Below are 22,807 nucleotides of genomic sequence, written 5' to 3' on the forward strand. Positions count from 1 at the left end.
GTCTCACTCCACGACGGGCAGTTGGATGGAGTTGGCCTCGGACGCGGACCTGGGAGCCTGCCCCAGGGGCACCGGGTGCATGAAGTCCCGAGCCCAGAACGCGGGTTGCTGTGAGAGCACCCCCGTCAGGCGCTCCACGCCGTTCTCCCAGCGGGCCACGATGGCGGCGACCGCGGTGTGGAGGGTGTCGAGCGTCTCGCAGAAGACCGAGGGCTGGTCGAAGCCGGCGCCCTTCTTGTAGCGATTGAAGAGCTCACCGGAGCGGCAAGAGCGGTACCACTCACAGCTCGCACACTTCTCGGGGGCCTTGTCGATGGCCTGCACCAACTGCTGCCAACGGGGGCTGGCCATGAACTGCGCGAGGGTGGTGTTGCGAACGTTGATGTTCGCGTCGAAGAGCGCCTTGTCGAGCGCCATGATGTTGTCATCCATCCCGAGCTTGCCGTCCCCGGAGATGGTGATGATGTGGTGGCGGGCGGAGCGCCGCATGTCCATCTGCCGGGCGTTGGGCTCCGAGGCCATTCCCCGCATGATGTCGGAGATGAGCTGGATGGTGACGAGCCGGCCGAACGTCTTGGGCGTCGACTGCCAGTACTTGAGGATCTCGGTGAAGTAGTCGATCCATTTGCTCTGGGGCTTCCAGATATCGCTGTCGTAGCCCTCGCGAGGCAGGAGGATGTTGAAGTTGTCGATGCCGAGGTCCTCGACGAAGTGCTTCACGACCTCTTCGCCGCTGTAGTTGGGATTGGCCACGCAGAGGATACCGGTGGCGCGGTTGGTGCCGGCGCGGACCCCTTCCTGGAGCAGGCGGAGGCCCCGCACCGTGGCGTCGTAGCTGCCCTTGCCCTTGTGGTCGGGGCGGGCCGCGTTGTGGATGTGCGGCGGGCCATCCAGGCTCACGCCCGCGGACACCTGATGCTCGGCGAGGATGGAGACCCATTCCTTGTCGACGCGCGTCCCATTGGTCTGCATCGCCAGTCGGACGTTCGTCACATCCGACAGCTCTTCGCGAAAGACACGGCAGAGCGACTCGAAGCGCTTCTTGGGCATCAGCAGGGGCTCACCGCCGTGCAAGCCGATGAAGAGGTGCTGGATGTTCAGCTCCTGCGCGCCCCGGCGCAGGAACCTGGCGACCTCGCGAACCGTGTCCTCGGAGATGAGCGCGGGACTGCTCTTGTAGAGGTCGTTCTCCTGGTAGAAGTAATAGCAATACGGACACGCCAGGTTGCACCGCTCCGCGATCTTGAGGACCACGTCCAGACAGTTGACGGCCTCTCGAGGTTCTCCGCTCATCCTCGCCTCACTCATCCTCTGGGTTGCAGTGCAAGAAGTGGCCAGACGCCGCGGGTTTGAGCCAGCGGCGTCTGGCCGCCTACAGCGAGTGACTACTCGGCCTGACGGCCAATCGAGCCGTGACCCGAGAGGTGGCCGGAGCCGTGGGCAGAGCCGTGGATCGCGGCGCCGCTGACGGCATCCAGGTGCACGTCCATGAGCTCCACCAGGTCCTGGTCCGCAACGACCAGGTTCTTCTCGGTGGCGCCGTTGAGCTTCGCCTGGAGACGGTCCGCGAGCGTCGAGAGATTGCTGCTCATATTGCTTCCTCCTTGGGTGTACGGGGTGGGTGCAGCAACAACGTCACCGCCTCCAAGGCGATCAACGCGATTTCCCCAAAGAAGGTGACAAATATGAAACTTCGCAACTATCTGATTCTTTTGTCAAGACGCCGAGTACAAACAACGCACACACGGTGTAGCAGGGTGCGTATCAACCCGCTCTTGACAAGAATGGATTCTCAATTCGTGCGACGCGATTTCACGTCAGCGCGGCAAACCCAATCGGCTTTGTGCAGACCTACTTCCCAGCACAGGTTGGGGACCTCGTGATGGACTTCAGAGGTCAATGCAGCGCTCGCGCGGGGAGGTCGCACCAGGACTCGGTGCCGAGCCGCTCCCATCGCGCGTTCGCGCAACGAACAGATGAATGCGTATGACCGGAGGACTTGGGACATCGCTCGACCGCGTTCGGCTCAGGGCCGACTTCTCCGTGAGCCGAGCTTCGCCTGACCGTCCGGACGATTGAGCAAGATCCCTGGCGCTTACGCGCCAAGGCGTTTCCCGCAGGGATTCCCCAGGCGCGTACCCGGGGATTCAGTCGAGGCAGAAGATGGCCTCGCGAATGACTCCTCGCTAGAGCGCCGCGGTCGGCTGAGGGCTCTCCCTGGGCACGGCACCATCCCGAGTGGAGCCCTGAATGAGGCCTTCGAGCGTGGCGGAGATGGCCGCGCGGTACCGGGCGAAGGCTTCGATGCTCTTGGGCACGTCGCAGAAGATGGAGTTCAGGTAGAGACCGTGCGCGTTGCGCAAGAACCACATATTGCCGGTGTTGGAATGGGATGACGCCGGGATGGTCTTCGATTGCCAGACGTCGAAGTGCTCCGCTCCCGGCAACTTGCGGTAGTCGAGGAACGAGAAGAAGTTGACCGGGAATGGCCAGGTCCGCAGGTGGTAGTACTGCGGCGCCAGCAGCTCCCAGACCTTCACGAACGGCACGTCGACATTGCGGATGAGCTGCTTGAAGCCAGCCTTCACGCCCGCGGCCACCTCTGGGAACGTCATCCCGTCCGCGATGGGAAAGGTGATCGCCAGGGTGTTGACGAACCAGCCGAACGACTTGTGCCAACGGGGGTCCTGACGCTCGCTGACCGGAAGGAACCCGTGGTACGTCTGACAGCCCGAGATGTCTCGAAGCGCGAGGCCGACGACCGCCAGCAAGCCCATGAACAGCTTCGTGTCGTGCTGTCTGCAGATGCGCTCGAGGGCCAGGGCGCTCGTATCATCGAGCAATCGGACCGTCACATTGCGCGCCGGATACATGCGGCCGGAGTCCAGGCCCAGGTCCAACGGGATGCGCGGAAACAGGTTCCCCGCGTCCGCGATGAAGGAGCGCCAGTAGTCCAACTCGGGGCTGTCCGCGGTGAGCTTGGAATAGCGACGCCGCTGGGCATCACCGAAGTCCAAGTAGCTGCCCGCCACCTCGAACTCGGGGCGCTGGCCCATCGACAGGGCCGCATAGTCCCGCTCCACCTCGTCGACCGCGATGACCAACGAGAGACCGTCACACAGGATGTGGTCGAACCCCATGTAGACCGTGGACTGCGACGCCTCGACCACCACGCCCATCACGAACAGGGGCCAGGACAGCGTGTCGATGTCTCGATTGAAGGTGGTCCGAATGTGGTCGGTCACCGCCTCACTCGACTCGAAGGCCCCCACGTCCTTGTGCACCAGCCGGACCTCCTCGGGCGTCATCACGTCGCAGCGCAGATCGCCAGCGATGAGCTGCTCGAACCCGCAGCGCAGCACCTCGTGCCGTTTCACGAACCGCAGGAGCGCGGCCTCCAGGGCGGGCAGGTTGAGCGGCCCCGGAATCCTGAACGACAAACCAATCCAGTAGTCCTCCGAGACGTGCTCCTTGCGTGCCGCCACCGCGGCCGAGAAGTGCTTCTCCTGGTTGTAGGAGGCCGGCCTGTCGCCGGCCGAAAGAATGTCGAGGGTGTTCAGCGGAGGGCCGAGCCGCCATTCGTGAACATGACCTGCGCTGAAGCCCGCCTCGGAGAGAGGAATCTGGAACATGAAGGCAATCCTTTACGTGCGTTCGTGAGCCTGCTCTCGGCGAGGGGCCAGAGCGCCCCTCCGACTCGTCCGCGCGCCTCGCGTGGGGCGCGCAGGACCCTGGCCGGCGTTTAGGGGACGACCCGCGGCAGAGAGTCCCCGGCATGCCGTGGGACCGCCGCGGGTTCGTCACGCCGGGCAAGAGAGTGCTTGGGGGAGAACACGAACCGACTGCTCATCCCCTGAACGGCACGGGCCCCGCGAAACGCTGGCATGGATACGAGCCTGCAAACCATGCCGCATAGGCTGGGGACGCCTTCGGACTTGGACAAGCCCTGTGCAGCGCAGCGTGTGTTCCTAGCTGCTGGACCCGATGACCGAGACAATCTTCCAGCCGTTGCCCGTGTTCACCAGGTGCCAGCTCTCCTGGCCGCGATGGATGACGCGGTCATCGAGGCAGAGGGGGGCGGAGTCACTCCGCGGCGGGAACGGGCCTGACCGCACTCGCCTGACTGGGTGCCTGGAGCGCCGGAGGTGAGGCGGTCAGCGCGCCGAGATACAGCCGACCATCAAAGCCGTGGGCTTCCTTGGGCGTGAAGAGCTTCAAGCCGAACGCCTGATGGGAAGACTGCCGGGACTCGAGCGCCGGGCTGAGGCCGAAGACGTTGCACTCCACCTCCTCCGTCCAGTCGTTGTAGCGACAGGTGAACTGGGTGCCGCGTTGGAAGCCCACGTCCAGGACTCGCACCGAGGGCAGGGCCTTGGCCACGCGAGCGCCCATCGTCTCCAGGTCGCCATTCCAGTTCACCTCCGTGGTGCGCGCGTGGACGCTGCCCGTGAGGGCCAGCGTCCACGACTGGGGGCGCTTCGACTGGGCATCCAACAGGTGCTGGGCCAGCAGCTCCTCACGCGCATTGCCCTTGGCCGCTTCGGTGTCGATGGCGGCCAAGGCGATGTCTTTGCCTGAGGCGCGCAAGCGCCGGGCCTGCTCGACGAGCCACAGCATGGCGCGGCTGCTGCGCCCATCCTGGTAGGTCCGACGCCAGAAGGCGCTCCACGAGAGGAGCTCCTGCACGGCCGCGGCGTCGCCGTTGCTCGCGAGGTACCGCTCCAGGATGGGCTGCTCGGAGGCGGGAATGGACAGCGCGAGCGTCACCGGCAGGTTCTGGGCCGAGGCCTCACACACCATCCGCAGCACCGCGGACGGGACCTCCTGCGTCCCCAGCGGATCCGCCATGAGCAGGACGCCTCCCGCGGAGAACAGGGACGAGGCGCCCTCCAAGGGCGCGCCACACTCGGGAGTCAAGGCGCCCGTCTTCTGCTCCTCTCCCCCGCTCTCCATCATCACGGAGCGCACGGCGAACGGTGGATTGCCGGCCACCACCTCCAGCGAGGGCGCCATCTCCAGTCGCTCCAGGAGCTTCTGCTCGATGACCAGGTCCCGGTAGCCATGCGCGGGGCTGTAGCCTTCGAGGCCTGGGATATTGGAGAAGGCGGCCGGAATGGAGACCTGCTGCATGCCACTGTCGGAGGCCTGAGCGCCATAGCCCCCCAGCATGGTGTATCGGATCCGAAAGACTCGAACGAGGGACTGTCGCGCTCCGAGCCGCTCGCCCTGGATGAAATAGCGCTCGGGCGGGACGACCTCCGGAATGAAGGAGCTGAACATCTCCAGGCCCCCCTCCTTCTCCATCACGGAGTAGTGGTTCTTCTCCAGGATGTACCGGACCGTCAGCAGCGCGTCCTCGACAGGCACCGAATAGATGACCTCGTGCGTGGGCGTCTCGTACAGGCCGGTCTCTGGGTTGAGCCGGGTGGAGAGTCCTCGTGTGGCGGAGGCGCACCCGACGCACCCCAGGAGCCCTAGCATCAGCACAGACCTTCGCATCCCGTCCTCCCCGCGTCGCACATCCCGGAGGTGAAGCGGACCTCCGGGTGACGGCAATCACTGAATCGCTCCAATCGTAGGGACTATAGCCAGCGCGCGTTTCGCGCTGAACCGGATACGTTGAATCAGGATGGAGTGGCTGGAGGGGGATCGGGTGCGACGAGAATCGTGGTTACCAGTGGCGGCGCTGCTGTTCGTGGGCTTGCACGCCCAGGCCGAGGAGGCGCCCGGACCGCATGGCCGGGCGGAAGCCACCAAGATCATCGCGGACCTGCGCAGGGTCGTGGCGCCCGAGGGAACGGAGCGCACCGAGAAGATTCGCATTGGAGGCATCGACCAATGGGTCTCGGTCCGCAGCAGAGACCTACGCAACCCCGTGCTCCTGGTGCTTCATGGCGGCCCCGGCTGGGTCGCGATGCCGACGAGTTGGTACGTCACGCATGGTTGGGACGAGTTCTTCACGGTCGTCCAGTGGGACCAGCGCGGCGCGGGCAAGACCTACGTGGCGAACAATCCCGCCACGGTCACTCCCACGCTCACGGTCGAGCGGCTGAACGCCGACGCCGAGGAGGTCGTCCAGTGGGCTCGCGCGACCTTCGGCAAGGAGAAGATCTTCATCCTGGGCCACAGCTGGGGGAGCCTGCTGGGCCTCACCCTCGCGAACAAGCACCCCGAATGGTTCCACGCCTATATCGGCGTCGGGCAGGCGGTTGACGCACGCGAGAGTGAGCGGCGCGGGTGGGCCTGGGCAATGGAGCAGGCGCGCGCGGCGAAGAACGAAGAGGCGATCCGCGACCTCGACTCGCTCGCGCCTTACGGCGTGGGCAAGGAGCCCATCGCGCTGAAGGACATCGGGCTCCAGCGGCGCTGGCTCAACTTCTTCGGAGGTGCCGCGTATCGGCGTCTCGATGCGAGCTTCGAGGGCGCCGCGTCGAACCTGTCGCCCGAGTACACCGACGAGGACATCCGCCAGATGTGGAAGGCGGAGGAGCTCTCGGTCGAGAAGCTGCTTCCCGCCATCCTGACGGCGGACCTGTCACACGTGAAGCGGTTGAAGACCCCGCTGCTCCTGTTGTTGGGGCGGCACGACCGCAACGTCTCGGCGACGGTCGCCGCCGAATGGTTCGCGGGCGTCAAGGCCCCATCGAAGAAGCTCATCTGGTTCGAGCAGTCCGCGCACGAGGTGATGGCCGAGGAGCCAGGCAAGGTGCTGCTCTCCCTCGTCCGTGACGCCCGTCCATTCGCGGAGCGCGCCGGAGATGTCGCGCCCGTCCACCCCCGATAGGTCTGGCGGCTGCGAGAATCGCTTGAGGCGCAGTGACGGGTGACGGGCCGCTCGAAGCCCAACGCCGCTGGCTGCACACCATGCATCAGCGGCCCCATGCGATGCGGTTCAGACACCGCGTGCGCTCGCCCCTCGACAACGTCACTCCTTCGCCGGAGGGGCCGCGGGGCCACCAGGAGGTGCGCCCAGGTCCAGCGAGAGGCCCCCGAAGAGCGCATTCACGCCCGCCACGCGTGCGAACTTGATGAAGGGCCCCATCGACACGAGACCGCCCCAGGACAATTGAAGCCCCAGGGCGCTGTCCATCCCGAAGCCGCGAGAGCTGAGCTGGGCATTGAGGTCGCACCAGACATTCCGCACCACGCTTTCCTCCGGCGGGCGCTCATAGAGGTGGGCACGTGCCCCCAGTCCCCCGCCCCAGGCCCAGCCGTTGTTCAGCAGCGTGGTGTCCGAGAACCGGGTTCCGAAGACCTCCACCTGGATGGAGACAGGCGTGCGCTCCAGCCACGCGTCCGAGCCCAGGGCGCCGAGGCTCAGGACCCACATCACCATCCTGGCCACCGTCAGCATTCGCGCGGTGACCCAGGGGAAGTCTGCCTTCAGCGACAGGCCCCATCCGATCCGTGGGCCCGGGCCTTCCGCGCCGAGGAAGCCACCGGCGGAAGGCTCAAGGTGCAGATGAACCTCGGTGGCCCAGGTGCTCTCGGTTCCCGGAGGCACAGCGGTGATGGGCTCCAGGTCGAGCTGAACCCCCATGGACTGGGGCTCATCCGCGCGCGCGGAGGAGACCGCCATGCACAAACACACCAGCCCCAGTCGAACCCATGCCCTGGCACAAACAGACGCGATGCATGAGCGAAGTCCTCGAGGCGCGTGGCGCATTCATCGGACTCTAACTCCACTCCCGGTGAACTGTCTGCCTGGCCTCCCGCTCAGTGCAGGCTCGCCGCGGCCACCGCCGAGAACGACACGTCGCGGCCCGCGCGCTTGGCTTCGAGCAGCACCGCGCTGTTGATGAGCCCGACGTGCGAGAACGCCTGCGGAAAGTTGCCCAACTGGCGCCGCAGCCCGGGGTGGTACTCCTCCGCGAGCAACCCGAGGTCGTTCCGGATGGAGACCAGGCGCTCGAACAGAGCCTCTGCCTCATCGAGGCGACCCGACATGATGTAGTTGTCGACGAGCCAGAAGCTGCAGATGAGGAACGTGGCCTCGTCGCCTGCCAGCCCATCCACTCCCGTCTCGGTCGAGTAGCGCTCCACGAATCCATCCTTGGTGAGGCCCTTCTCGATGGCGGTGACAGTGCCCAACATGCGCGGGTCATCCGCTGGCAGAAAGCCCATGTGCGGAATCAAGAGCACGCTCGCGTCGAGCGCATCCGAACCATAGGACTGCGTGAAGGCGCTCACCCGCGCGCTGTAGCCGCGCGCCAGGATGTCGGCGCGAATCTCCTCTCGCAGCGCGCGCCAGCGATACAGGCGCTTCTTCACCTGCTCCGGCGCGTTGGCGCCGAACTGCTCGACGAACCGGACGCCGCGATCCACCGCCACCCACGCCATCAGCTTCGAATGCGTGAAGTGCAGGTGGCTCTTGCTGCGAATCTCCCAGATGCCCTCGTCCGGGCGCTGCCAGCTCTTCTCCACGAAGTCGACAATCACCTTCAGCGTGTCCCAGGGGAGCGAGCCCTCCTCCGGCATGCCGTAGATGCGCGCCTCATACATGGCGTTCAGCGTCTCGCCATAGACGTCGAGCTGGAATTGATCGTACGCGGCATTCCCGATGCGCACCGGCCGAGACTCCTCGTAGCCGGGCAGCCATGGCAGCTTGACCTCGGTGAGGCGATGCTCACCCGCAACGCCATACATGATTTGCGCTTCGGCGGGGGCGCCGGCCACGGCGCGCAGCAGCCATTCGCGCCAGGCCCTCGCTTCTTCAAGGTACCCGCCACGCATCAGCGCCTCGAGCGTGAGGGACGCATCGCGAAGCCAGCAGTAGCGATAGTCCCAGTTCCGCTCCCCGCCGAGTTCCTCGGGGAGCGACGTCGTGGGGGCCGCGACGATGCCGCCGGTCGGCTCAAAGGTGAGCGCCTTCAGGGTGATGAGCGAGCGCACCACCGCGTCGCGATGCGGGCCCGCATATCGACACCGGCTCGCCCAGTCGCGCCAGTACTGCTCGGTCCGCGCCAGGTCCCGCTCCGCATCCACATCCTGCTCCGGCGCGGGCTTGTGCGACTCGAAGTACGTCAAAGAGCAGGGGAGCCGATCGCCCGCGCGAACGACGAAGTCCGCCTCCAGACAGGCTGCGTCCCAGTCCGGTTGGAGCGGCACCGGGCTGAGGTAGGCGAGGGCATCCGGCCCCGAGGTCAGGGTGGCGCGGTGGCCATTGCAGCGGATCCACGGCGTCAGCTTGCCGTAGGCGAAGCGGACGCGCAGCTCGGTGTGAATCGGGACCTCGCCTTCGAGCCCCTCCACGATGCGGATGATGTCGTGCTCCCCCTCCCCCGGCGGCATGAAGTCGATGATGCGCGCCCGACCGCCGTCGCAGGTGACCTCCGTCTCCAACACCAGCGTCTCGGGTCGGTAGCGCTGCTGGACGGCCCGGACCTCCGCCGCGGGCCGGACGCTCCAGTAGCCGTGCGCGTTGGTGCCAAGCAACCTGGCGAAGCAAGCCCCGGAGTCGATGCGTGGCAAGCACATCCAATCGATGGAGCCGCTCCGGGAGACCAAGGCAACGGTCGTCAGGTCGCCGATGAGGCCGTAGTGCTCGAGGGGGGATGACATGGCAGGAAGTTGGGATGTGGAGCGGGCCCGCGCAACCGCGTCACCCCCAGCGCCCCCACTCAGGGAGTCCCTGCCGACGACAGCGCGATGACCTGTTTGACTCCACCGTGCCCCGTGATGAGCGCGGGTGCGGCTTCGATGGGGACGCGGTGCGTGATGAGCGCGCGCACGCTCCGCGGGAACAGGAACATCGCCTGCTCGAGTTCACGAAGCGCCAGCTCGTAGGCGCTCCGGCTCGCGTTCACCGTCCCGAGCAGCAATTGATTCCGCAGCACGATGTTGCGCATCAGGGTGTCCGTATCCACGGGGCTCGGGCTGCCGTGCGCGGGAATGCCGGTGAAGATGAAGAGCCCGTTCGCCCCCAGGGCATCTACGGCCGCGAACGCGACCTTCGACACGCCCACCGCCTCATAGATGATGTCGAAGGTTCCCACCTTTTGTCGGAGCTCTCCCAGGGGCACGTCCTGCCCGGAGAGGTAGGTGGCGCCGAAGGAGCGGACGAGCTCCGCGCGCTCGCTGGCCGCGGGCTCCAGGGAGTAGACGAAGGTGTCGAAGTGATTCACCACCATGCTCATGGCGCCCAGGAGCCCCACGGGTCCGGCGCCGAGCGCCAACGCGCGCACGTGAGCGCGTTCCCAAGGCAGCCGCCCCTGAAGTGCTTGCGCCTGCTCCGCGGCCTTGGCGGCCACCGAGAGCGGTTCGGTCAACACCGCGACATCCGCGAGCTTGCGAGGCACCGCGACCAGGTGCGCCTCTTCCTCCACCGTCCACTCCTGGAGGAAGCCGTGCGCCTCCTTGATGCCCCGCTCCCAGAACTCCCCCGTGACGCAGAAGTCCTGACGCTCCGCGCGGCACGGGCGGCAGCGCGCCTGCGGACAGGGGCGGCGGACCGTGGGGACCACGAGGTCTCCCTTGCGGACCCAGGTGACATCCGGGCCCGTCGCCACCACCTCGGCGAGCGCCTCGTGCCCCAGAATGAGGTGGTCGGAGCCTGGAGGCGGAGCCCCATACTCGAACGCGCCAATCTCGCGATCCGTGCCGCAGATGCCGACCTCGAGGACCTTCAGGAGCACATGCGAGCCCGTCACGGGTGGGGGCTCCGGCAGGTTGATGACACGGACCTCGCGCACCTTGGGAAACACCGCGACCGCTCGCATGCCGCACCTCGCGCAATGACAGCCTGTCGCACAGATAGGCATGTCCCCACGGCGGAGAGCAGGAGCTGGGCGACCGCACCGGGCGGCCGAGTCGCTCCCTCGTGGGCCAGACAGCGCGAGGAGGCCCCCCGGCCCGGACGGGCGACAGCTTGACTCGCGGGCACGCGGTGCCCACCGAAGTGCCATGGCGACGAGGGACACGCGGCGGGGGCTTCGCAGTGAGGCATGGTGGAACAACGCGGCGAACCCGGAGCTGACCGCCCTGTATCTGGAGCGCTTCCTCAACTACGGCCTCACGCGCGAGGAGCTGCAAGGCGGGCGGCCCATCATCGGGATCGCGCAGACCGGCAGCGACCTCGTCCCCTGCAACCGGCACCACCTCGTCCTCGCCGAGCGCGTCAAGGCGGGCATCCGCGATGCGGGCGGCATCCCCTTCGAGTTCCCCGTCCATCCCCTTCAAGAGACAGGAATACGACCGACCGCGGCGTTGGATCGCAACCTGGCGTATCTCGGAATCGTCCAGGTGCTCTATGGCTACCCGCTCGACGGGGTCGTGCTCACGACCGGGTGTGACAAGACGACGCCCGCATGTCTGACCGCGGCCGCGACGGTGAACCTCCCCGCCATCGTCCTCTCCGGCGGCCCCATGCTGAACGGGTACTACGAGGGGAAGCGCGCGGGCTCTGGGCTCATTCTCTGGCAGTGCTGGCGACTCCTCGCAGGCGGGAAGATTGACTACGACGAGTTCATGGAGCGCGTGGCCGCCTCGGCGCCGAGCGTGGGCCACTGCAACACGATGGGCACCGCGCTCTCGATGAACGCCTTGGCGGAGGCGCTCGGGATGACCTTGCCCGGCTGCGCGGCCATTCCGGCCCCGTACCGGGAGCGGGCGCAGATGGCCTACGAAACAGGGCGCCGCGCCGTCGCCCTGGTACACGAGGACCTGACGCCCCGAAAGGTGATGACCCGGCGGGCCTTCGAGAACGCCATCGCCGTCGCGGCCGCCATCGCCGCGTCGAGCAATTGCCCCATCCACATCAACGCCATCGCCCGACACGTGGGCGTGGAGCTCTCGATTCGCGACTGGCAGACGATCGCCGGAGACATCCCCGTCCTCACGAACGTGGCCCCCGCGGGGGAGTTCCTGGGCGAGGACTTCTATCGCGCCGGAGGTGTCCCCGCCGTCATGCATGAGCTGCTGGTCGCGCGACAGCTCCATGGGGATGTCCTCACCGTGTCGGGCCACACGGTGGCCGAGAACACGGAGAAGGCCCGCACCCACGACCGGGCGGTCATCCGCACGTACGACGCCCCCCTGGTCGAGCACGGCGGGTTCCTCGTCATGAGCGGGAACCTCTTCGACTCGGCGGTCATGAAGACCTCTGTCATTGGCGAGGCGTTCCGCAAACAGTACCTTTCGAATCACGAGGATCCGGATGCGTTCGTGGCGCGCGCCATCGTGTTCGAGGGCCCCGAGGACTACCACGCGCGCATCGACGACCCTGGGCTGGAGATTGACGAGGGCTGCATCCTGGTCATCCGCTACACCGGGCCGCTCGGCTATCCGGGGAGTGCCGAGGTCGTCAACATGCAGCCGCCCACCGCGCTCATCGCGCGGGGAATCAAGGCCCTGCCAACGCTCGGTGACGGGCGACAGAGCGGCACCGCGGATGCGCCCTCCATCCTGAATGCCAGCCCCGAGGCCGCGGCGGGCGGCAATCTCGCCATCTTGAAGACGGGCGATCGGATCCGCGTGGACCTGGGCCATGCGCGCGTCGACGTGCTGCTCACCGACGAGGAGATTGCCGCGCGCCGGCGAGCACTCCCTCCGCTCACCCTCAAGAACCAGACGCCCTGGCAGGAGATGTACCGAGACTCGGTCGGTCAGCTCGACAGCGGAGGCTGCCTGGAGCTGGCCCTGAAGTACCAAGACATCGCGCACACCATGGGCATCCCCCGTGACTCCCACTGAGCCGCGAGAGCCCGCGCGCACCATGACGGAGGGGGCGCAATGAGCGAACGAGCAAAGGGCACCATCCTCATCGCGGATTCCGACTTCGGCGATGCGGACATCGAGCGCGCCATCATCGAGGGGGCGGGATTCCGGCTCGCCGCGGCGCAGTGCAAGAGCGAGGACGAGGTCATCGCGAACGGCCGCGACGCGGAGGGAGTCCTCACGCAGTACGCGCGCGTGGGGGCTCGGGCAATCCAGGCCTTCACCCGCTGCCGCGTCATCGCTCGCTATGGCACGGGTGTGGACATCGTGGACGTGGACGCCGCCACGCGCAAAGGCATCCAGGTCACCAACGCCCCCAACGCGTGGTGCGCCGAGGAGGTCGCCGACCACGCCGTGGCGCTCTGGCTCGCGGCCGCGCGCAAGGTCTGCGAGTACGACCATGCGACCCGCCGGGGAGAGTGGGCCTGGCAGACCGGGCAGCCCATCTGGCGCCTGCGGGGACGGGTGGTCGGCCTGTTGTCCTTTGGCGCCATCGCGCGCCTCATCGCGGAGCGCGTGCGCCCCTTTGGTGTCGAGCTCTGGGCCCATGACCCGTTCCTCGACGCCGCCGAGGTCCGAAAACATCAGGTGCGCCCCGTGTCGTTCGACGCGCTGCTCGAGGGCTCCGACTCCCTCATCATCCAGTCGCCCCTCACACCGGACACGCGTCACCTGTTCAACCGCGAGACGCTGCGACGGATGAAGCGCACCGCGCTGCTCATCAACACCGCGCGCGGTCCCATCGTGGAGGACGCGGCGCTCTACCAGGCGCTCACCGAGGGGTGGATCGCCGGGGCGGCGCTGGACGACATCGAGGAGGAGCCCGCCAAGCAGCGCGACTGGCGCCCGACGAATCCGCTGTTCCGCCTGCCCAACGTCATCATCACCCCCCACGCCGCCTACTACTCGGAGGAGTCCATCACGGCGGTGCGCCGCATCGCCGCCGAGGAGGCCGTGCGAGTGCTGAGCGGGCTTCCTCCTCGCTCCCCGGTCAATCACCTCGGGCCCCGGCCCGAGGCCGCGCCGCCCGCGGAATGAAGCCCCCACACGAAGCCGGCACCACGCACACGGAGGAGAGCCATGGAGTACGCATCCATTCTGGGCATTTCGACCCCTGCCAGTCGGGTGGGCCTGGGCACCTGGGCCATGGGCGGGACGCAGTGGGGCGGCACCGACGACGACGAGTCCGTGCGCACCATCCATGCGGCGCTCGACCTGGGCATCACGCTCATCGACACCGCGCCGGCCTACGGCTTCGGGCACTCGGAGGAAGTCGTGGGCCGGGCGATCGCCGAGCGAGGCGGGCGTGAGCGCATCGTCGTGGCGACCAAGGTGGGATTGGAGCAGCGCGGCGATGGCGTCATCCGCAATTCGTCGCGGCAGCAACTCAATCGAGAGGTCGAGGTCTCGCTGCGGCGCCTGCGCACCGATTACATCGACCTGTACCAGGTCCACTGGCCCGACTTCGCCACGCCCTACGAAGAGACCGCGCAGGCGCTGTTCGAGCTCCAGCGCGCCGGAAAGATTCGCGCGATCGGCGTTTCCAATTACGCCATCGAGGCGATGGAGCGATTCCGGCGGATCGCGCCGCTCTCCTCGGCCCAGCCTCCGCTCAACCTCTTCGAGCGAGAGGCCCTGGAGGAGATCATCCCGTGGTGCCGAGCGCATGGCGTCTCCACCCTCACCTACGGAGCGCTCTGTCGAGGACTGCTGACCGGGACGATGAAGGAGGACACCCGGTTCGAGGGGGACGACCTCCGAAAGACCGACCCGAAGTTCCTCCCCCCGCGCTACGCGCAATACCTCCAGGCGGTCCAACGGCTCGCGCAGTTCGCGAGCGAGCGCTACAGCAAGGGCATGCTCCCGTTCGCGATCCGCTGGGTGTTGGATCAACCCGGCGTCACGGTGGCGCTGTGGGGCGCACGCCATCCCGGCGAGCTGGCGCCCCTGCGGGAGGTGACGGGCTGGAGCCTCGACAGCGAGGCATTGGCCTACACGGACTCCGTGGTGAGCGAGTCCGTGCGGGACCCGGTGGGCCCCGAGTTCATGGCGCCTCCGGAGCGGCATCCCGATGAGCGCTCCGGGGCTCCCGTCTGACCCACGGGCCCAGGGGCAGGCTCGCGCGGCATCTGGAGTCGAGGCCGACCACACGGTCCGCCTGTGATTGCGCCGGTTACACCGAAACCGGTTCGGGCACTCCGGGCGCGGGCCTCGCGCCCGCAACCTCGCGGGAACAGGGACGTTCGGGCCTCGGCACGCGCCGTGCTCTAGCGACCGGGACGCACTGGATGCCGGCCGTCGCCAGGGCATCCCCACCTGGGAGCACCCGCCGATGAAGACACACCTGATGGGAGTCCTTGCCGCCCTGCCCCTGCTTGTCGCGGCCCCCGCGCGCGCCTGTGAGGAGCACGCCGCGCCGAGCGCCGCCCCGAGCAAGGGCGAGCACGGCGCGCATTCAGCGCACGGCACCGCGGCCCCGACGCAGAAGCCCGCCGCGGCCCCGGCCAGCAAGAATGGCATGCACACCGTGGAGCTCACGGTGACGCCCAAGGGCTTCGAGCCCGCGAACGTGAAGGTGAAGGCGGGGCAGCCGGTGCGCCTCGTCGTCACGCGCAAGACAGACAAGACATGCGCCACGGAGATTGTCGTGGCCGACCTGGGCATCAACCAGCCGCTCCCCTTGGACACGCCCGTGACGGTGGAGTTCACCCCGAGCGAGTCGGGCACGCTGCGCTACGCCTGCGCGATGGACCACATCAGCGGGCTCGTCACCATCCAGTGATTCCGCCGCGCGGTGGCGTGGGCCTCACGTGAGGCCCACGCCATGGTGGCGATGGCGTCGCGCTACGCTCTCCATCGCGCTGATTCCCCTCCAGGCTCCGCAGTCTCTCCCTGACGTGTCCTCCATGCCCCAGCCCGTTCCCTTCCCCGCGCGGAGGCGCGCCGCCATGATGCGCGGGGCCCTCTTGCTGGCGCTCGTCTCGTCGATGGCGGCGCTGGCCCAGGGCGACGTTGCCACACCCGCGACGCAGACGACGGCGGTGTCGACGGACGCGACGCTCGCGCGACTTCTCACGGAGGCGCTCGAAGCGCGCCCGGAGCTGCGGCAGGTCGAGGCCCAAGCCCAGGCCGCCCACGAGCGCATTCCCCAGGCGGGAGCGCTGCCGGATCCAGTGCTGCAACTGGGCATCCAGAACGACGGGTTTGGCGCGCTGATGATTGGCAAGATGGAGGGCAGCTACTACAGTATCATGGCCTCCCAGGGCGTGCCCTTCCCTGGCAAGCGGGCGCTGCGGACCGAGGTCGCACGCCTCGGGGCCGAAGTCGCGTCGGCGCAGATCGCCCGCGCGCGGCTCACCATCGAAGCCGAGGTGCGACGCACCTACCTGGACCTGCTGCTGACGCGCGAGCGGCTCGGGCTGCTCAACCGACTCGATGCGCTCTGGAGACAATCCGCCGACCTGGCGCGCATCCGATACGAGACCGGCGACGGGGCCCAGTCCGACCTCCTTCGCGCACAGCTTGAACTCAATCGGATCCGTCAGCGCCGCGTGGCGCTGACCGCCGAAGAGCGCACCCGCGTGGAGACCCTGAACCGGTTGAGTGGCCGACCGCTCGATGACGCCCTGCCCACCACCACGCGCGTGCGAGACCTCGGGGTGCCGGAGCCCGGCGACGTCGCATCCGCCGAGGCGGACGCGCTCGCGCGCAGCCCGGAACTGGCCGGGGGGCGCACCTCCATGGCCCAGGCGAACAAGCAGGTGGCGCTCGCTCGCCGGGAGCGGCTGCCCGACTTCACGGTGAGCGCCGGCGTCATGCCTCGCGGCGGAGACTTCCCTCCCATGTGGCAGGCCAATGTCGGCATCACCCTGCCCGTCTTCTCCGGGAGCAAGCAGAACCGCGCGGTGGCCGAGAGCCAGGCGCAGGCCGAAGCAACCGCCCGTGCGACGGAGACCGTGGAGCAAGTGCTTCGGCTGCGCGTGCGGGAGCGCCTCACCGCGCTGACCGCGTTGCGCGAAACGGTGACGCTCTATCGCAATGGCCTCTTGATGCAGTCGGCCGCGACCGCCGAGAGCACCCTGACGCAGTATCGCGTCGGGCGTGCCTCTTTCGCGTCGGTGCTGGAGGCCAACGGCGGCATCCTCCGCGACGAAGAAGACTTCCTGCGCACGCTCGTCGAAGCGCAGCGCATCGCCATCGCCCTGGCGGAGGTGAGCCTGGAGCCCGTGCCATCCATCGCCGGGGGCGCGGTGGGGTCGGTCGGCGTGCCCGGCGCGGGAAGCGCGCCTTCGTCGGCGGCTGGCGGCACGGTGTCCTCGAGCAGTGCGCCCGGCGCCGCGCCGCCCTCCTCTTCCTCCATGTCCGGAATGTAGCTCCGAGGTCCGCATGTCTCCCGTGACTCCCACTCCTCCCTCTCCGGTCGCTTCGCGCCGCCGCTTCGGAGCGATCGCGCTCGCCTCGACGGCGCTGGTCAGCGCGGTGCTTGGCGGAGGTGCCGTGCACCTGCTGTCCCATGGAGATGCGGCGCATGCCCCCACAGCGGTCGCGCCCGCTGGCGCCACGCCCACCGACGCCACGCCAGCGCCACGCCAGTACACGTGCCCGATGCACCCGAGCATCGTGCAGGACCACTCAGGCAAGTGCCCCATCTGCGGCATGGACCTGGTGGCCGTGACGACCGCGCCCGCTTCGCCGGGCGATTCGAGTGGCTCCACGGTGGACGGCCTCTCCTCCGTCACCATCGATCCTTCGCGCCAGCAGCTCATTGGACTGCGCACCGCCCCGGTGACGGAGGGCAAGGTGGGGGGAACGTGGCGGACCAACGGACGCGTGGCCCAGGACGAGACGCGCGTGCGCCGCGTCAACATGAAGGTGCCTGCCTTCGTCGAGCGCGTGTATGCGGACTTCACGGGCAAGGCCGTGCGACAGGGCGAGCCGCTGTTCTCCGTGTTCAGCCCGGAGCTGCTCGCGGCCCAAGAGGAGTATCTCCTGGCGCTGCGCACCCGCGAGGCATTGAGCCAGGCCGGGGGCATGACGACCGACGGCGAGGCCCTGGTCCATGCGGCCCTGCGCAAGCTTCAGCTCTGGGACGTGCCCCAGGCCGCGCTGGAACGGCTCGCGCGCGCGGGAGAGGCCAGCCGCACGCTCACCCTCGTGTCACCCATCTCCGGAGTCATCACCCGGAAGGACATCGTGGAGGGCGCGAGGCTGGAGCTGGGTGCCACGCCCTACGAGGTCGTCGATCTGTCACGCGTCTGGGTTCTGGCGGATGTGTATGAGAATGAGCTGCGCCACGTCAAAGTGGGCATGCCCGCCACGCTGCAGCTCAAGGCCTTCCCCAATCGGGTGTTCGCGGGGAAGGTGGCCTTCTTGGCCCCGGTGCTCGACCCGGCCACGCGCACCGTCAAGGTCCGCCTGGAGTTCCCCAACCCCGATGGCGACCTGCGCCCCGAGATGTTCGGCGAGGTCGTGCTCCGCGGCACCCCACGCGAGGCGCTGAAGGTTCCCTCGGACGCCGTGGTCCCCACGGGCACCACCCAGGTCGTCTTCGTGGCGCTCGGCGACGGACGCTTCCAGCCACGCGAGGTCCGGCTGGGTGAATCCGATGGCACGAACGTCGAGGTCACCTCGGGCTTGAAGGCAGGTGATTCAGTCGTCACTGGCGCCAACTTCCTCATCGACTCCGAGTCGCGCCTGCGCGCGTCCCTGACCGCGCTGACCGCCTCTTCCGCGCCCCCCGCGGCGACACCACCGCCCGCGCCCCGCACGGCCTCCAGCCACGGAGACCTCTGAGCCATGATTCGAGCCATCATCCGCTTCTCCGCAGAGAACAAGTACCTGGTCATCGCGGCCACCGTGGTGGCGCTCTTCGGCGCGTGGTGGACCCTGCGGAACATGCCGTTGGACGCGCTGCCGGACCTGTCCGACACGCAGGTCATCGTGTACGGCCGGTGGGACCGCAGCCCCGACATCATCGAGGACCAGGTCACCTACCCCATCACCACCGCGCTCTTGGGCGCGCCCAAGGTGAAGGCGGTGCGCGGCTTCAGCGACTTCGGCTTCAGCTACGTGTACGTCATCTTCGAGGACGGCACGGACCTGTACTGGGCCCGCACGCGGGTGCTCGAATACCTCTCGAAGATAACGCCGCAGCTTCCATCCGACGTGAAGGTCGAGCTGGGGCCGGATGCCAGCAGCGTGGGCTGGGTGTTCCAGTACGCGCTGGTGGACAAGAGCGGCAAGCACCGGCTGGACGAGCTGCGCTCCTATCAAGACTGGTTCCTGCGCTACCAACTCCAGAGCGTGCCCGGGGTCTCCGAGGTGGCCACCGTGGGTGGCCAGGTGCGCCAGTACCAGGTGATGGTCAACCCCAACGCACTCGCCAGCTATGGGCTTTCATTGGACGCGGTGGTGCGCGCGGTCCGCCAAGGCAACAACGACGTGGGCGGGCGGCTCGTGGAGTTGGCCGGGCGCGAGTACATGGTCCGAGGGCGTGGCTACGTGAAGAAGGTCGAGGACCTGGAGCGGCTCGTCCTCAAGTCCTCGGGCGGAACCACGGTCTCCATCAAGGACGTGGCCAGCGTGACGCTGGGACCTGAGCTGCGCCGGGGCGTGGCCGACCTGGACGGAGAAGGAGACGCGGTGGGCGGCATCGTGGTGATGCGCCAGGGGGAGAACGCCCTCAACGTCATCGACCGCGTCAAAGCCAAGCTCGCCGAACTCCACCCTTCGCTGCCGGAAGGCGTGGAGGTCATCACCACCTACGACCGCTCGGACCTCATCGAGCGCGCGGTCGACACGGTGTCCTTCAAGCTGGTGGAGGAGATCATCATCGTCTCCCTCATCATCCTCCTCTTCCTGTGGCACATCCCCTCCGCCATCGTGCCCATCGTCACCATCCCGGTGTCGGTGGCCCTGGCATTCATCCCCATGTACTTGATGGGGCTGAACGCCAACCTCATGTCGCTGGCCGGCATCGCCATCTCCATTGGCGTGCTCGTGGACGGCGCCATCGTCGAGGTGGAGAACGCGTACAACAAGATCCACCACTGGATGAAGGACGGGAAGAAGGGCGACTTCCATCACGTGCGCCTGGAAGCGCTGATGGAGGTGGGGCCGGGCGTCTTCTTCAGCCTGCTCGTCATCGCCGTGGCCTTCATGCCCATCTTCACGCTGGTGGACCAGGAGGGCCGGCTCTTCCGTCCACTGGCGTATTCGAAGAACCTGGCCATGGCCATCGCCGCGGTGCTGGCGATTACCCTCGACCCCGCCCTGCGGATGCTCTTCGCCCGTGTGGAGCCCTTCCGCTTCCGCCCGAAGTTCCTCGCGTGGGCCGCCACCCAGGCGCTGGTGGGAAAGTACTACGCGGAGGAGCGGCACCCCATCAGCCGCCTGATGCACCGACTCTATGACGGGCCCTGCCGCTTCGTGGTGCGCCACGCCAAGGCCACGCTCGCGGTGAGCGCGCTGCTGGTGGCCACCACCCTCCCCGTGTACCTGCGCCTGGGCAGCGAGTTCATGCCCCCGCTCAACGAGGGCACCCTCCTCTACATGCCCTCGGCGGTGGAGCCCGGCATGTCCGTCACCGAGGCGCAGCGAGTGCTCCAGGTCCAGGACAAGCTGCTCATGAAGTTCCCCGAGGTGGAGCGCGTCTTCGGCAAGGCGGGCCGCGCGAACACCTCCACCGACCCCGCGCCGTTCACCATGATGGAGACCACGGTGCTGCTGCGCCCCGAGTCCGCGTGGCGCGAGGTCCCCCGCTGGTACAGCGGCTGGGCGCCCTCCTGGCTGAAGGGTCTGCTGCGCCCCTTCTGGCGGGACCGCATCACCCAGGCGCAGCTCGAATCCGAGATGAACGCCGCGCTCCAACTGCCGGGCCTCTCCAACGCGTGGACCATGCCCATCAAGGGCCGGCTGGACATGCTGAGCACCGGCATCCGCACGCCCGTGGGCATCAAGATCATGGGCGCGGACCTGACCACCGTGGAGCGGATTGCCCGGGAGACGGAAGCCGCGGTGGCCAAGGTGGAGGGCACCCGCAGCGCGTTCGCCGAGCGCGTCGCGGGCGGCTACTTCCTCGACTTCGTCCTCAAGCGCGACGAGCTGGCCCGCTACGGCCTGAGCGTGGACGACGCGAACATGATGGTGATGACGGCGGTGGGCGGCGACAACCAATCCACCACCGTGGAGGGCCGTGAGCGCTATGGCATCAACGTGCGCTATGCCCGCGACTATCGCGAGGACCTCCAGGCCTTGAAGCGCGTCCTGCTGTCCCTGCCCGGCGGACAGGGGCAGATTCCCATGGAGGCCATCGCGGACGTGGTGCTCGCCCATGGCCCGTCCATGATTCGCAATGAGAACGGCATGCTCACGGGGTACGTCTATGTGGACTTCGACACGTCGAAGTACGACGTGGGCGGCTTCGTGGAGCGCGCCAAGGTGGCGGTGGCCGCGAGCGTGAAGGTGCCCACGGGCTACTCCATGGCATGGAGTGGGCAGTACGAGAACATGCTGCGCGTCCGCGAGCGGCTCCAGGTCGTCATCCCGCTCACGCTCGTGCTCATCTTCGGGCTGCTGTACCTGAATACGAAGTCCGCCTTCAAGGCAGGCCTGGTGATGCTCGCGGTTCCCTTCTCCGCCATCGGCGCGGTGTGGCTCCTCTGGGCGCTCGACTACAACGTCTCCATCGCGGTGTGGGTGGGCATGATTGCGCTCATGGGCCTGGACGCGGAGACCGGCGCCTTCATGCTGCTCTTCCTCGACCTGTCGCATGATGAGGCGAAGAAGCGCGGGGTGCTGCGCACCGAGGGGGACCTGGTGGAAGCCATCGTCCACGGGGCCGTGAAGCGCGTGCGCCCCAAGGCCATGACGGTCCTCGCGGCGATGCTCGGCCTGCTCCCCATCATGTGGTCCACCGGCACGGGCGCGGACGTGATGAAGCGCATCGCGGCACCGATGGTCGGAGGATTGCTGACCAGCTTCCTGCTGGAGCTGCTCGTCTACCCGGCGGTCTACTTCCTGTGGAAGCGCCATGAAGTCGTGCCCGGGCCAGCCATCTCCGAGCCCCATCCCGACGAGCCCCGCGTCACGGCCCACGCGACGTGACTCAGAGCAGCAGCGTCCGCATGTGGCGGACTGGGAATACCGGCGCCGCCTCGAATCCCAGCGCAGCAGATGCACCGGGCGGCGTGGCCTCCTGGCGTCAGCGACTCACTTCGGCGTCTCGCGGCTCGAAGACGGCACCCGTGAGCCCCTGGGTGAAGACCTTCGAGGGAGACAACCCAAACATCCCTCGAAACAGCCGCGAGAAATGAGCCGAGTCATAGAAGCCCGCGGCGTGCGCGACCTCCGTCAGGCTTTGGCCACGAAGCGCGAGCGCCGCGGCCCATTGCATCCGGTGCCACGCGCGAAACGCCCCCATGGGGACACCGAATTGCGCTCGGAATCGGTGCTCGACCAGTGACAGCGAAGCCCCCACGCGCTGCGCCAGCGACATCGCGTCAGCGGGCGCGTCGTCGGGTGTCGAGAGAAACGCGGCGACCCGGGCGATGCGGGCGTCAACCGTCAGCGGACACGGCCCGAGCCCCAGGGCATCTTGGAGGAGCTCGGTCCACGTTTCGGGCTTTCGCGCGGACAGGGCGGCCTCGACGGCTTCGCGCAACACGCCCGCGCCGATGCGACGACGGATCCCCGCGCCCGGCTCCAGGAACAGCACGGCGGCGCGTCCGCCCTGGAAATCGAGCGCGTGCCACTGCCACCCGCGCACGAACGCGGCGGCGTGGTACTCGACGTGGCCGTCGTCGTCCTCGAGCGCGAACGCGTCATCGAGCCCCACGAGCACGGCGTTGGCCGCGAAGCGATGCCTGGGCAGCACATCGAAGCGGCCGACGTACAACGCCCTTCCGCCGCCCAAGAGCAAGTGGCTCTCCATGTGCAGAATCATACAAGCGGGGCGGTGGCGCCGCACTTAGAACCTATTTCGGTAGGGAAGAAGGTCGGCCTCCTGCCGGGTTGAAGAGGCAGGAGGACGCAGCCATGGGGTAGTCAAGAAGGACGATGGCTGGCGAGTGCCAGACGAGCTGTGGCGACGCAT

At 67.7% G+C, this 22,807-nt stretch carries 16 protein-coding genes; 8 read left to right on the top strand and 8 right to left on the bottom strand.

The window, feature by feature from the left end:
* Nucleotides 1–3 precede the first annotated feature (3 nt).
* The 4 genes from KRR26_RS33725 to KRR26_RS33740 all read right to left on the bottom strand — a co-directional run bounded on the left by KRR26_RS33725 (nucleotide 4) and on the right by KRR26_RS33740 (nucleotide 5,499).
* The gene (locus KRR26_RS33725; protein ID WP_217081831.1) at nucleotides 4–1,293 is read right to left on the bottom strand and encodes a radical SAM protein; all 1,290 of its coding nucleotides are present in this window, start codon (nucleotides 1,291–1,293) and stop codon (nucleotides 4–6) included.
* A gap of 92 nt (nucleotides 1,294–1,385) precedes the next feature.
* A complete protein-coding gene (locus tag KRR26_RS33730) occupies nucleotides 1,386–1,592 on the bottom strand; it encodes a hypothetical protein (RefSeq protein WP_120205555.1) in 207 nt (68 codons plus the stop codon).
* 594 nt (nucleotides 1,593–2,186) lie between these two features.
* Nucleotides 2,187–3,632, bottom strand: coding sequence for a condensation domain-containing protein (locus tag KRR26_RS33735; protein WP_120205553.1), 1,446 nt, complete (start codon nucleotides 3,630–3,632; stop codon nucleotides 2,187–2,189).
* Between the two features lie 451 nt (nucleotides 3,633–4,083).
* Nucleotides 4,084–5,499: a hypothetical protein gene (locus KRR26_RS33740; protein WP_217081832.1), complete on the bottom strand. Its 1,416-nt coding sequence runs from the start codon at nucleotides 5,497–5,499 to the stop codon at nucleotides 4,084–4,086.
* A 154-nt stretch (nucleotides 5,500–5,653) separates the two neighbouring features.
* On the opposite strand from KRR26_RS33740, the gene KRR26_RS33745 reads away from it, so the two are divergent.
* Entirely contained in the window at nucleotides 5,654–6,784 is a 1,131-nt protein-coding gene (locus tag KRR26_RS33745; RefSeq protein WP_328707259.1) for an alpha/beta fold hydrolase, read from the top strand.
* Between the two features lie 141 nt (nucleotides 6,785–6,925).
* On the opposite strand, the gene KRR26_RS33750 is transcribed toward KRR26_RS33745, so the two are convergent.
* The 3 genes from KRR26_RS33750 to KRR26_RS33760 form a co-directional block, all read right to left on the bottom strand.
* Nucleotides 6,926–7,579: a hypothetical protein gene (locus tag KRR26_RS33750; protein WP_217081834.1), complete on the bottom strand. Its 654-nt coding sequence runs from the start codon at nucleotides 7,577–7,579 to the stop codon at nucleotides 6,926–6,928.
* Nucleotides 7,580–7,716: 137 nt separating this feature from the next.
* Nucleotides 7,717–9,561 (bottom strand): glycoside hydrolase family 15 protein, encoded by a 1,845-nt coding sequence (locus KRR26_RS33755; RefSeq protein WP_217081835.1) that lies wholly within the window; start codon nucleotides 9,559–9,561, stop codon nucleotides 7,717–7,719.
* A 59-nt stretch (nucleotides 9,562–9,620) separates the two neighbouring features.
* Nucleotides 9,621–10,718 (bottom strand): glucose 1-dehydrogenase, encoded by a 1,098-nt coding sequence (locus tag KRR26_RS33760; protein ID WP_120205544.1) that lies wholly within the window; start codon nucleotides 10,716–10,718, stop codon nucleotides 9,621–9,623.
* Nucleotides 10,719–10,902: 184 nt separating this feature from the next.
* Here KRR26_RS33760 and KRR26_RS33765 point away from each other — a divergent pair, with 184 nt between their 5' ends.
* From KRR26_RS33765 to KRR26_RS33795, 7 genes are all read left to right on the top strand, one after another.
* Complete coding sequence (locus KRR26_RS33765; protein WP_120205543.1) at nucleotides 10,903–12,690, top strand: IlvD/Edd family dehydratase; 1,788 nt, start codon at nucleotides 10,903–10,905, stop codon at nucleotides 12,688–12,690.
* Between the two features lie 39 nt (nucleotides 12,691–12,729).
* A complete protein-coding gene (locus KRR26_RS33770) occupies nucleotides 12,730–13,752 on the top strand; it encodes a C-terminal binding protein (protein WP_120205541.1) in 1,023 nt (340 codons plus the stop codon).
* A 42-nt stretch (nucleotides 13,753–13,794) separates the two neighbouring features.
* Nucleotides 13,795–14,811, top strand: coding sequence for an aldo/keto reductase (locus tag KRR26_RS33775; protein WP_217081836.1), 1,017 nt, complete (start codon nucleotides 13,795–13,797; stop codon nucleotides 14,809–14,811).
* Nucleotides 14,812–15,046: 235 nt separating this feature from the next.
* The gene (locus KRR26_RS33780) at nucleotides 15,047–15,496 is read left to right on the top strand and encodes a cupredoxin domain-containing protein (protein ID WP_120205538.1); all 450 of its coding nucleotides are present in this window, start codon (nucleotides 15,047–15,049) and stop codon (nucleotides 15,494–15,496) included.
* 166 nt (nucleotides 15,497–15,662) lie between these two features.
* Nucleotides 15,663–17,087, top strand: coding sequence for a TolC family protein (locus KRR26_RS33785; protein ID WP_217081837.1), 1,425 nt, complete (start codon nucleotides 15,663–15,665; stop codon nucleotides 17,085–17,087).
* A gap of 13 nt (nucleotides 17,088–17,100) precedes the next feature.
* Entirely contained in the window at nucleotides 17,101–18,507 is a 1,407-nt protein-coding gene (locus tag KRR26_RS33790; RefSeq protein WP_120205534.1) for an efflux RND transporter periplasmic adaptor subunit, read from the top strand.
* A 3-nt stretch (nucleotides 18,508–18,510) separates the two neighbouring features.
* On the top strand, nucleotides 18,511–21,819 hold the full coding sequence (locus tag KRR26_RS33795) for an efflux RND transporter permease subunit (protein WP_217081838.1): 3,309 nt from the start codon (nucleotides 18,511–18,513) through the stop codon (nucleotides 21,817–21,819).
* A 97-nt stretch (nucleotides 21,820–21,916) separates the two neighbouring features.
* Here the strand turns inward: KRR26_RS33795 and KRR26_RS33800 are convergent, their stop codons facing one another.
* On the bottom strand, nucleotides 21,917–22,645 hold the full coding sequence (locus tag KRR26_RS33800; protein WP_236069458.1) for an AraC family transcriptional regulator: 729 nt from the start codon (nucleotides 22,643–22,645) through the stop codon (nucleotides 21,917–21,919).
* Between the last annotated feature and the right edge of the window lie 162 nt (nucleotides 22,646–22,807).

The sequence above is a fragment of the Citreicoccus inhibens genome, from assembly GCF_019039035.1.
In the GTDB taxonomy this organism is placed as follows: Bacteria; Myxococcota; Myxococcia; order Myxococcales; family Myxococcaceae; genus Citreicoccus; species Citreicoccus inhibens.

Coding starts and splice junctions, on each gene's coding strand:
- KRR26_RS33725 (WP_217081831.1), bottom strand. CDS start 1,293: ATGAGCGGAGAACCTCGAGAGGCCGTCAACTGTCTGGACGTGGTCCTC.
- KRR26_RS33730 (WP_120205555.1), bottom strand. CDS start 1,592: ATGAGCAGCAATCTCTCGACGCTCGCGGACCGTCTCCAGGCGAAGCTC.
- KRR26_RS33735 (WP_120205553.1), bottom strand. CDS start 3,632: ATGTTCCAGATTCCTCTCTCCGAGGCGGGCTTCAGCGCAGGTCATGTT.
- KRR26_RS33740 (WP_217081832.1), bottom strand. CDS start 5,499: ATGCGAAGGTCTGTGCTGATGCTAGGGCTCCTGGGGTGCGTCGGGTGC.
- KRR26_RS33750 (WP_217081834.1), bottom strand. CDS start 7,579: ATGGCGGTCTCCTCCGCGCGCGCGGATGAGCCCCAGTCCATGGGGGTT.
- KRR26_RS33755 (WP_217081835.1), bottom strand. CDS start 9,561: ATGTCATCCCCCCTCGAGCACTACGGCCTCATCGGCGACCTGACGACC.
- KRR26_RS33760 (WP_120205544.1), bottom strand. CDS start 10,718: ATGCGAGCGGTCGCGGTGTTTCCCAAGGTGCGCGAGGTCCGTGTCATC.
- KRR26_RS33765 (WP_120205543.1), top strand. CDS start 10,903: ATGGCGACGAGGGACACGCGGCGGGGGCTTCGCAGTGAGGCATGGTGG.
- KRR26_RS33770 (WP_120205541.1), top strand. CDS start 12,730: ATGAGCGAACGAGCAAAGGGCACCATCCTCATCGCGGATTCCGACTTC.
- KRR26_RS33775 (WP_217081836.1), top strand. CDS start 13,795: ATGGAGTACGCATCCATTCTGGGCATTTCGACCCCTGCCAGTCGGGTG.
- KRR26_RS33780 (WP_120205538.1), top strand. CDS start 15,047: ATGAAGACACACCTGATGGGAGTCCTTGCCGCCCTGCCCCTGCTTGTC.
- KRR26_RS33785 (WP_217081837.1), top strand. CDS start 15,663: ATGATGCGCGGGGCCCTCTTGCTGGCGCTCGTCTCGTCGATGGCGGCG.
- KRR26_RS33790 (WP_120205534.1), top strand. CDS start 17,101: ATGTCTCCCGTGACTCCCACTCCTCCCTCTCCGGTCGCTTCGCGCCGC.
- KRR26_RS33795 (WP_217081838.1), top strand. CDS start 18,511: ATGATTCGAGCCATCATCCGCTTCTCCGCAGAGAACAAGTACCTGGTC.
- KRR26_RS33800 (WP_236069458.1), bottom strand. CDS start 22,645: ATGGAGAGCCACTTGCTCTTGGGCGGCGGAAGGGCGTTGTACGTCGGC.